Source organism: Aphanizomenon sp. UHCC 0183 (assembly GCF_009712065.1).
Classification (GTDB): domain Bacteria; phylum Cyanobacteriota; class Cyanobacteriia; order Cyanobacteriales; family Nostocaceae; genus Dolichospermum; species Dolichospermum heterosporum.
This window is the reverse complement of sequence record NZ_VILC01000069.1, coordinates 1-5632: the sequence shown is the minus strand read 5'-3', so window position 1 is coordinate 5632 and position 5632 is coordinate 1. Positions and strand designations below refer to the sequence as shown.

The 5632-nt window shown below is 38.6% G+C and carries 8 protein-coding genes; 5 read left to right on the top strand and 3 right to left on the bottom strand.

Features of this window, described 5'->3' with window-relative positions; translation table 11 throughout:
* The coding region (locus tag FJR37_RS19245; protein WP_168466849.1) for a CHAT domain-containing protein at window positions 1–2161 on the top strand (2161 nt) is incomplete at its 5' end.
* Here the strand turns inward: FJR37_RS19245 and FJR37_RS19240 are convergent.
* The gene (locus FJR37_RS19240; protein ID WP_039203326.1) at window positions 2158–2568 is read right to left on the bottom strand and encodes a hypothetical protein; all 411 of its coding nucleotides are present in this window, start codon (window positions 2566–2568) and stop codon (window positions 2158–2160) included. The two genes, FJR37_RS19245 and FJR37_RS19240, sit on opposite strands and share 4 nt — an antisense overlap.
* 230 nt (window positions 2569–2798) lie before the next feature.
* On the opposite strand from FJR37_RS19240, the gene FJR37_RS19235 reads away from it, so the two are divergent.
* The 4 genes from FJR37_RS19235 (at window position 2799) to FJR37_RS19220 (ending at window position 4467) form a co-directional block, all read left to right on the top strand.
* Complete coding sequence (locus tag FJR37_RS19235) at window positions 2799–3077, top strand: ribbon-helix-helix protein, CopG family (RefSeq protein ID WP_235335246.1); 279 nt, start codon at window positions 2799–2801, stop codon at window positions 3075–3077.
* Entirely contained in the window at window positions 3064–3483 is a 420-nt protein-coding gene (locus FJR37_RS19230) for a type II toxin-antitoxin system VapC family toxin (protein ID WP_168466848.1), read from the top strand. The genes FJR37_RS19235 and FJR37_RS19230 overlap by 14 nt, the downstream gene beginning before the upstream one ends.
* A gap of 517 nt (window positions 3484–4000) precedes the next feature.
* Entirely contained in the window at window positions 4001–4282 is a 282-nt protein-coding gene (locus tag FJR37_RS19225; RefSeq protein WP_039203329.1) for a type II toxin-antitoxin system HicB family antitoxin, read from the top strand.
* Window positions 4282–4467 carry a type II toxin-antitoxin system HicA family toxin gene (locus tag FJR37_RS19220; protein WP_053540596.1) on the top strand — a complete coding sequence of 62 codons (186 nt, stop codon included), beginning with the start codon at window positions 4282–4284 and terminating at the stop codon, window positions 4465–4467. Before FJR37_RS19225 ends, FJR37_RS19220 begins: the two co-directional genes overlap by 1 nt.
* A 171-nt stretch (window positions 4468–4638) precedes the next feature.
* Here the strand turns inward: FJR37_RS19220 and FJR37_RS19215 are convergent, their stop codons facing one another.
* Together FJR37_RS19215 and FJR37_RS19210 are read right to left on the bottom strand one after the other, a co-directional pair.
* Window positions 4639–4953, bottom strand: coding sequence for a HigA family addiction module antitoxin (locus tag FJR37_RS19215; protein ID WP_168466847.1), 315 nt, complete (start codon window positions 4951–4953; stop codon window positions 4639–4641).
* A gap of 14 nt (window positions 4954–4967) precedes the next feature.
* A complete protein-coding gene (locus FJR37_RS19210) occupies window positions 4968–5252 on the bottom strand; it encodes a type II toxin-antitoxin system RelE/ParE family toxin (protein ID WP_168466846.1) in 285 nt (94 codons plus the stop codon).
* Window positions 5253–5632 lie beyond the last annotated feature (380 nt).

Sequence of the window (5632 nt, the reverse complement as noted above, 5' to 3'; positions counted from 1 at the left end):
TTTGGGTAATGCTTATAGTCAACGCATTCTTGGGGAAAGGGCAGAGAATCTAGAGTTAGCCATTGCAGCTTATAACCAGTCTTTAGAAGTAAGAACCCGTGATGCTTTTCCTTCTGAATGGGCAAGGTCACAAAATAATCTAGGGATAGCTTATGATAGTCGCATCAGAGGGGAAAAGGCAGAGAATCTAGAGTTAGCCATTGCAGCTTATAACCAGTCTTTAGAAATATATACCCGTGAAGATTTTCCTCAAGATTGGGCAAGGTCACAAAATAATCTGGGGAATGCTTATAGACATCGCATTAGAGGGGAATGGGCTGATAATCTAAAGTTAGCTATTGCAGCTTATAACCTGTCTTTAGAAGTATATACCCCCACTGCTTTTCCTGTAGACTGTTTACGAACAGGACGAAACTTAGGACATACTGCTAACCTCCTTATCGAAGACTGGGAAACCGCCATCAAAGGCTACAACTTAGCCATCGAAGCAGTAGAAAATACCCGACTCCAAGCCTTAAACCCCCAACGACAACAAGAAATCCTCTCCGATGCAATGGATGTTTATCATGGCATAGTTCAATCCTATCTCAACCTCAATCAAAAAGATCGCGCTTTAGAATACGTTGAACGCAGCAAAACCCGCTATCTAGTTCAATTGCTTACCGACCGAGATATCTATCCTAAAGGTAATATCCCCCAGACTATTATTACCAAATTAGATCGCCTCCGTCGTGCCATTATTGGGGAAGAACAACAGTTAGCTATCCAAGAACAAACCCGCAATAGTGGAGTAATTTTAACCCTAGATGAACAAAAACAACCCATCTTAAATGACTATACTCACCTCAATCATTTAAAACAAGAATTAAATCAACTCATTGACCGTAAAATAACCCCCATAGATCCCACTTTTAGCTTAACTCAAAAAGTTCAAACTATTCCCTTAACTGAGATTCAATCCTTAATTGATCAACAAACTGTCATTCTAGAATGGTATATTTCAGGGGATAGTATTATGGCGTTTGTTGTAACTTCCCAAGGATTAAAAGTTTGGCAATCTTCAACAACAGATCGAGACAAATTGATTAATTTTATTAAAGATTATCGTGAGGCATACGAAAATAATAAAACCGAGTGGATTAATAATCTTAATTCTCGTTTAAATCAACTATCAGAAATTATCCACATTGATGAACTTTTAGAACTGATTCCCCAAGACTGCGATCGTTTAATCATCATTCCCCATTGGTTTTTACATATTATTCCCCTTCATTGTTTACCCCTACAAAATGGACAATTTCTCTATCAACGCTTTTCTAAAGGTGTAGGATATATTCCCAGTTGCCAACTTTTAAAACTGGTAAAATTATCACAGCGTGAAAACTTTGATCGTCTTTTTGCTATTAAAAACCCCACCAGAAAAGACCTAAAACCCCTATTAGGAGCAAATATAGAAATAGAGAGAATCAGTCAAGGATTTGATCCAGAAAAAATCATTATTATTGGTGAATCAGAAGCATCAGAACAAACCCTAGAAAACCGTCGTCAAGAATTACAAGCATCCCATTGTATTCACTTTTCATGTCATGGTAAATTTGATAATAAATCTCCTAGAGATTCCGCTTTAATGTTAGCAGATCCAGAAGGCAACTTAGGAGAATCAGCCAATCTAACCCTAGCAGAAGTCTTTGAAAAACTTGATTTAAGAGAATGCCGTTTAGTCACCTTTTCCGCTTGTGAAAGTGGCATAATCGAAAGTAAAGCTGATAGTATCAGTGATGAATATGTGGGTTTACCCAGTGGTTTTCTATTTGCAGGGAGTTCTAGTGTTGTTAGCACCCTTTGGACAGTAGATCCTCTAGCAACAACGTTATTTATGACTAAGTTTTATCACGATCTTAAACGAATTTCTATCCAAGATCAAGGGAGTATTGCTATTGTTTTAAATAACACTCAAACTTGGTTAAGAACTCTCACCAGTAAGAAGTTAGTAAGAATAAAAAACAACTCCGAATTTCAAAAATTATTAATTGAAGCATTTGCCGATAATAAACGCGATCGCAATAAATTTAAAGACTTATTAGAAGCTGCGGTTAAACGTCAACCCTATCCATTTGAAAGTCCCTATTATTGGACTGCATTTATAGCAACAGGAGTTTAGTCATCGGTGGAAATTTGACAAAACTTGTCCATTCCTTCCTCTTGAACATAAATAGCAATTGGAGTTGATAAAAGTGTCGCAATACCTGGGGGACATAGAAAAGATGCTGCTACCATCTCTGTTAACGTAGGGATAAGTGCAGGGACAATTTTTTCTCGCACAATTTCGTATCTTTGCTGACAAATAGATTCACGACATTTATTAAGAACAATAACAAACCAACGCATATCAGCGTTATCTTCGACTCCTTCAATGCCATTTCGAGTAGCAATGGATTCAGCCGCATCCGCCAAATCTCCATCCCATTCTTCGATTACATCAAGTGCAGCTAAAAAATCAGAATTATCTGCTAGTTCACTGCGATATATTGCAATTTGTTCTGATGTTAACTGGATTGTATCTGTCATATTCATTACCTTTGATAAGTCTTTTTTTGATATTATCCCATTAATTACCCTTGAGAATAACAAACCACGATAGAATAGCGATTCCGACGGAGCGCTTCGCTATCGCCTAAAAATCACGACTCATAGTAATAGCGATTCCGACGGAGCGCTTCGCTATCGCCCCATGAGGAAACTATTTGAGAACTACTTAACCTTGAATTTTTTGAGCTATAGTATTGTCATACAGAGTTATGACAAGCAAAAATATGAGGGTTAATGCAAGGCTCGATAGCGATCGCGCTAATAAGTTTAATTACATTCGCCAGCGGACAAATCAAGGTGTGTCTGACATTATGAAAGTGGCGATCGATCTTTATTATGAAAAATTACATCAAGAATCCCCTGTAAAACCTTTGCAACTCCTTAGAGAATCAGGGCTGATTGGTTGTGCCGAAGGGGACTCTGATTTGTCGGTTAATTACAAGCAATATCTCACTGAAAGTCTTAACGAAAAATATGGTCATCGTTGATTCTGGCTTTTGGATAGCATTAATCAATCGCCGTGATGATTATCATGTTCTCGCTCAAGAAGTTCTAGATACGATTGATGAGCCTTTGGTTACAACATGGTGTGTGATTACGGAAGCTTGTCATATTCTCTTGAAACGTACAGGCACAAATGCTCAACAGACGTTTATTCATAGCTTAGAAATTGGTGCTTTTGAGGTTTTTGATCTCAAGGTTCAAGATGGGAAAAGAATCAGTGAATTGATGAATCAATATATTTCCCTGCCAATGGATTTAGTGGACGCTTCATTGATTATTCTTGCCGAACATTTGGGGCATGGGCGGATTTTATCTGTTGATTTTCGGGACTTTAATACTTACCGCTGGAAAAATCGTCATCCTTTTGAGAATTTGATGTCTATTAACTGAAAGTAATGCTATAAATTAGCGATTACTAGGTCGCGCTAGTTCTCTCCGGGACGCAATGCGTTCGCTATCGCCTCTCATCTCCAAAAAAACTGGCCATCACAATTGCCTGTGTTTTATAAGGAAGAACGCCGAAAACCCTTGAAAATGTGGCTGACTCAGTCAGCCACATTTGGGCTTTAGACAAGAGATGAAGGCTAGAGGCTTTCCTTTATCCTGCATTGACGTTAATTTGAAAATTTGAAATTATTTCAAATTTTAATCCATATTCGTGATACAACTAAATTGTCACTAAAGACATAAAAAGCTACCGAGGGACTCTCGGAAAGTTACGCTTGTCAGATATGATTTCACCCGCCAGGGCCAACGAAATCAGGGCAAGAACCCAAATATTTAAGGCAATGCCTGAAACTGGGATAACTGAGGGATATAGACTGAAACTCTCTATAGAATCTCCGCGTTTTTAGACCGGAGAGTGTCAAAATAGGAGAATTGTTTATTGCTCTAGGATACATAAATCATGCTTACTTATAAGGCAATGTATAAGTTTTTAGACAAGGGAGTTCATGGGGAAGTATTAGACTTTCCTGGAGCGATTTCTTGGGGAGAAGATTTATCTATAGTCCGTCGTTCTTTGGCGAGTGCATTAGTTGATATGGCAGAGGTTTATTTATCTCAGGGAGAATCTTTACCGTTGCCGAATGAACAATTAACGGAACCAGAAGCGGATTTAGAGGAACCAATTTATTTGATTTTCTCAGCAGCAAATCATGTTCAAGTTGTTCCTAGTTTTGTAGCTTAATGAAACGTCGAGATTTGTTACGTCACCTCAGTCAACATGGCTGTTATTTATTAAGAGAAGGAAGCGAACATTCTATTTGGGAAAATCCCCTTAACGGTCGTCGTACAGCAATTCCTCGTCATAGAGAGATTGTTGACTTTACCGTTTTTAGAATTTGTCGTCAGTTGGAGATACCTGAACCTTAAATCGCGTCCTAAAACCAATAAAAAGCGATCCCTAGTCCTGAAAATCACAACTCACAGGAATAGCGATTCCTAGGTCGCGCTTCGCTATCGCCTAAAAATCACGACTTACAGGAATAGCGATTACTAGGACACGGTTCGCTGTCGCATTCCCGATACTCAAAATTTATTTATCTAAACTTGAACTAACGGCTGATTGTTTATAGATGAACGAGGTTGAATCGTATTTTGAATTTCTTCTCCCATTAACTCTTCGGCTAGGCGTAACTCATAAGCTTTTTGCAAATTAAGCCATAGTTCTGCACCAGTGCCAAACCATCGTCCTAGACGTAATGCTGTGTCAGCAGTGATACCTCTTTGCCCTTTGAGGATTTGCGTAATCCGATTTGTGGGTATATGGAGCGATCGCGCTAGTTCTGATGCGCTAATCCCAAGCTCTTTTAGTTCATCGGATAAGATTTCACCAGCGTGAATTGCAGGTCGTGCCATAGTTGTTTTCTCCTTTAGTGATAATCAACAATTTCGATATTAAATGGCCGATTTTCTGTTTCTGTCCACTCAAAACAAATACGCCATTTGTCATTTATACGAATGCTGTACTGCCCTTTTCTATCTCCGCCTAGTGCCTCAAAACGGTTACTTGGCAAGGCCATTAAGGATTCTTTATTAGGTGCGGCTTCTAGAATTTCTAGACGTTTGTATGCTTGTCTTTCAAATGCCTGAAATTCTTTGACACGATCGCCCGCAGCAAATTCGGCTGTGCGTTTGTCTTTATATTTTTCAGGCATAGGCAAGTGTTATGTATTACGTCAAGCATAACATTTATATCGCAATTTCGCAAAAAATCAACAAGCGATCGCATACCGCAAACCCTTCAACAGATAGACAATTGAGGCGATTCCTACGGAGCGCTTCGCTATCGCCCAAAAATCACGACTCACAGAAATAGCGATCGAACTACTAATCTACTTATCAAGGGTTTTGACGTATTCTTTAAAAAGTGGAGACAAATCAAATTGGGTCTTATCTGCTTTGATTTTGGTGATTAAATAGCGTTTTTGCAGGGATTCTAGAGCGTTAATAAAGTCTGTGGATGACCAGTTTAAGTTTTGCCTTAAGAGGGTGTTTGAAAAGTCATGATTGTTGTATTAAATGTTTTAAGTAATTA